Source organism: Novosphingobium sp. Chol11, from assembly GCF_945870625.1.
Taxonomy (GTDB): domain Bacteria; phylum Pseudomonadota; class Alphaproteobacteria; order Sphingomonadales; family Sphingomonadaceae; genus Novosphingobium.
Genome location: NZ_CAMBTS010000167.1, coordinates 1 through 3617 on the forward strand (window position 1 = coordinate 1; position 3617 = coordinate 3617).

The 3617-nt window shown below is 67.8% G+C and carries 2 protein-coding genes and 1 pseudogene; 2 read left to right on the forward strand and 1 reads right to left on the reverse strand.

Annotated features, from left to right (window positions below; genetic code table 11):
• Together Q0O40_RS15645 and recQ are read left to right on the forward strand one after the other, a co-directional pair.
• Positions 1-132: pseudogene (locus Q0O40_RS15645) on the forward strand (IS630 family transposase); the annotation flags it as partial.
• A 238-nt stretch (positions 133-370) separates the two neighbouring features.
• Positions 371-2248 carry a DNA helicase RecQ gene (gene recQ / locus Q0O40_RS15650; protein ID WP_295532030.1) on the forward strand — a complete coding sequence of 626 codons (1878 nt, stop codon included), beginning with the start codon at positions 371-373 and terminating at the stop codon, positions 2246-2248.
• Between the two features lie 215 nt (positions 2249-2463).
• Here the strand turns inward: recQ and ribA are convergent, their stop codons facing one another.
• The gene (gene ribA / locus Q0O40_RS15655) at positions 2464-3540 is read right to left on the reverse strand and encodes a GTP cyclohydrolase II (protein ID WP_295532033.1); all 1077 of its coding nucleotides are present in this window, start codon (positions 3538-3540) and stop codon (positions 2464-2466) included.
• Positions 3541-3617 lie beyond the last annotated feature (77 nt).

Here is a 3617-nt window from a genome sequence, read left to right on the forward strand (position 1 = left end):
AAGGCCATGCTGCGCAAAGCAGGCGAACGAACCGTCTCCGGCCTGTGGGACCTCATCGGCAGACTCGTTGACATCTTCAAGCCGGACGAATGCGCCAACTACTTCAGTTCGTGTGGCTATGATCCAGAATGATCGGAAAACGCTCTAAGTGCTTGGGATGACCCTAACTCTGGCGATGGCGGCCGTCGACTTGGTGTGCCAAAGCAAGGGATACGGTTGCCGCAGGGCCGGGCAATAAGCGCCACCCGCAGTCCCGGTGGATAAAGCCCGCCTCACGGGATTTTCTTATCCTGCTGCGATCTGCCATAGCGGCGCGGTGACAGACCCCGGCGCGCCTTTCGATTTGGATGAAGACCCAGGCTTCGGGGACATGCCCGATCTCGGCGCGCCGTTTCAGGATGGCGATCCGGGGTTTGATCCCTATGCCGATGAGCGCACGCCGATGTTTGCGCCGCGCGAGGCACTGCCGCCGCCCACGCCTGAGGAAGCGCTGGGGACACTCAGCCGCGTGTTCGGCTTTGCCGCATTCCGGGGCGTGCAGGATCAGGTGGTGGCGCGGGTGTTGCAGGGGCAATCGACCTTGGCGGTGATGCCGACGGGGGCGGGCAAGTCGCTGACGTATCAGTTGCCGGCGGTGATGTTCGAGGGCACCTGCGTGGTAATCTCGCCGCTGATCGCGCTGATGCATGATCAGCTGCGCGGGGCGCGGGCCAATGGCATCCGCGCCGCCGCGCTGACCAGCGTGGATACCGACCGCGAACAGACCATCGACCTGTTTCGCAGCGGCCAACTCGATCTGCTCTATGTGGCGCCTGAGCGGGCCAGCCAGCCGCATTTCCGCGACCTGCTGTCGCGCGCGCAAGTCTCGCTGTTCGCCATCGACGAGGCGCACTGCGTTTCCGAATGGGGCCACGATTTCCGGCCCGATTACCGCCTGCTGCGCCCGATGCTCGATGCCTTTGCGGAAGTGCCGCGCCTCGCGTTGACCGCCACGGCGGACCACCACACGCGGCAGGATATCCTCGAGCAGCTGGGCATTGCGGCGGACGGGCTGATCGTGGCGGGGTTCGACCGGCCCAACATCCGCTACGGCGTGACCCCGCGCGACAATCCGCTGCGCCAGTTGAAAGCGCTGATGGCCGATCATCCCGGGCCGGGGATCATCTATGCGCCGACCCGCGCGCAAGTGGAGAAGCTGGCCGACCAGCTGGCGACCAAGGCGCGGCCCGTGCTGCCCTATCATGCCGGGCTGCCGAGCGAGGTGCGCACCGCCAATCAGGCCGCGTTTGTGGCGAGCGAGGACATGGTGATGGTCGCCACGGTGGCGTTCGGCATGGGGATCGACAAGCCCGATGTGCGCTTTGTCGCGCATGCCGCGCTGCCCAAATCGATCGAGGGTTATTATCAGGAAACCGGGCGCGCGGGGCGCGACGGCGATCCAGCGGTGGCCCTGCTGCTGTGGGGGCCGGAAGATTTTGCCCGGGCGCGCCAGCGGCTTATGGAAGTGGAGGAAGCGCGCCGCGCGGGCGAGAACACCCGTCTGGAGGCGATGGCCGGGCTGGTCGAGGTGCCCACCTGCCGCCGCGCGGTGCTGCTGCGCCATTTCGGCGAGGACCCGCCGGTCGCTTGCGGCAATTGCGACAATTGCCTGCACGCGCCGGGGGTGACCAACGCCACCGAGCTGGCGCGCAAGGTGCTCTCGGCGATCTATCGCACCGGGCAGTCGTTCGGGTTCGGCCATATCGAGAAAGTGCTGACGGGGCAGGCGGATGAACGCGTGACGCAGCGCGCGCACGATCAGCTCTCAGTGTTCGGCATTGTCTCGGCCGACGAAGCGCCGCTGCTGCGGCAGGTCAGCCGCGCGCTTCAGGCGCGGGGTGCGCTGGTGCCGACCGAGCATGGCGGGCTGGCGCTGGGCGGGGATGCGCGGGCGATCCTGAAAGGGGAGGCGCAGCTCGATCTGGTGGTCGCGCCGCGTGCCGAACGGACGAGCCGCAAGAGCAAGAGCGCGGCGGCGGCGCTCAATCCTTTGGGTGATCCGCTGTTTGATGCGCTGCGCGCGCTGCGGCGCGAGCTGGCGCTGGAGGCGGGGGTGCCGCCTTATGTGATCTTCCACGATTCGGTGCTGCGCGACATGGCGGCGCAGCGCCCGGCGGACCGCGCCGCGCTCGCCGCGATCGGCGGCGTGGGCACGCGCAAGCTGGAGGCCTTCGGCGACCGGTTTCTGGAAGTGCTGCGCGGGTTTTGAGGGGGCGAGGATTTGGCCACTCCTCTGCTTTTCCGTCACCCTGAATTTGTTTCAGGGTCCATCTCTCGGCTGGCACCGAGGCTTGAAATTCAAGAGCTTGGCGGCGGTAGGGGCTTGTGCCACCGAGCACCGGCGTCGCGGCACGATGGACCCTGAAACAAGTTCAGGGTGACGAGCATGATTCGGTTGGGCGGCGCTTGTCCTGCTCTTTGCGCTTACCCCAGCAAATGCCCCGACCGGTCGCGTTTGGTGGCGAGGTAGCGGGCATTGTGGGGGTTGGCGGGGAGTTCGTGGGGGACGCGTTCGAGCACGGTGACGCCGACGCTTTCGAGCGAGGCGACTTTGGCCGGGTTGTTGGTGAGCAGGCGGACGGCGGAGACGCCCAGCAGATCGAGCATGCGCGCCGCGACCGGAAAATCGCGCGCTTCATTGGGCAGGCCGAGCCGTTCGTTGGCATCGACCGTGTCGAACCCCTGATCCTGCAATTCATAGGCGCGCAGCTTGTTGATCAGGCCGATGCCGCGCCCTTCTTGCCTGAGATAGAGCAGCACGCCCCAACCAGCGCCATCGCGCGCTTCCTCGGCCATGCGCGCCAGCGCGGCATCGAGCTGCGGCCCGCAATCGCATTTGAGGCTGCCAAGGATGTCGCCGGTGAGGCACTCGCTGTGCAGCCGCACCAGCGGCGGGCGGTCGCCGTTCTGCGCGCCGATGATCAGCGCGACATGTTCGCGCAGATCGTCGCGCGCGCGGAATGCGACGATTTCGGCGGCATCGCAGGCCATGACCGGGAGGCGCGCGCGCGCCTGGATCGAGAGACTCTGCGGATCCTTGAACGCGGCGAGCGCGGCCGGGGTGACGGTGGCGGCGGGTTCGACCCCGGCCGAGACCAGAAAGGCGGGCAGGATGCCGGCCAGCCGCGCGAGATCGAGCGCTGCGCTCGCCGCCTGGTAGGCCGCGACCGGCTCGGCGCGGAAGGGGCCGCGCATAGGGTGGAGCAGATCGAGCGCGGGATCGGCGAGCGCGCGCGCGGCATGGAGCGAGAACGGCTCTGCCCCGTGGATCAGCACCGGGGTTTCGGGCACGGCGGCGTCGCGCTGGTTGGCCAGCTTGAGCGTGGCGGCGCGCGCGGCGGAAATCAGCATGCGCGCGGCATAAATCCCCGGCTGCACGAACGCGGTTTCGGCGGGGAGCAGATCGAGCGCGCCGCCTTCGCCTTCGACCCGGATCGCCCAGCCATGGCGCAGCGCATCGAGCGCGAGCGCGACCGCACGCGGACCGTTCGTATCGCTCAAAGCGCAAACTCGGTGATCAGCGGGATGTGATCAGAGGGCTGATCCCAGCGGCGGGTGTGCTCGGCCATGCGGTGGCC

Bases quoted from the DNA above. Each gene is read 5' to 3' on its own strand.
- recQ (WP_295532030.1), top strand. From the start codon at position 371: ATGCCCGATCTCGGCGCGCCGTTTCAGGATGGCGATCCGGGGTTTGAT.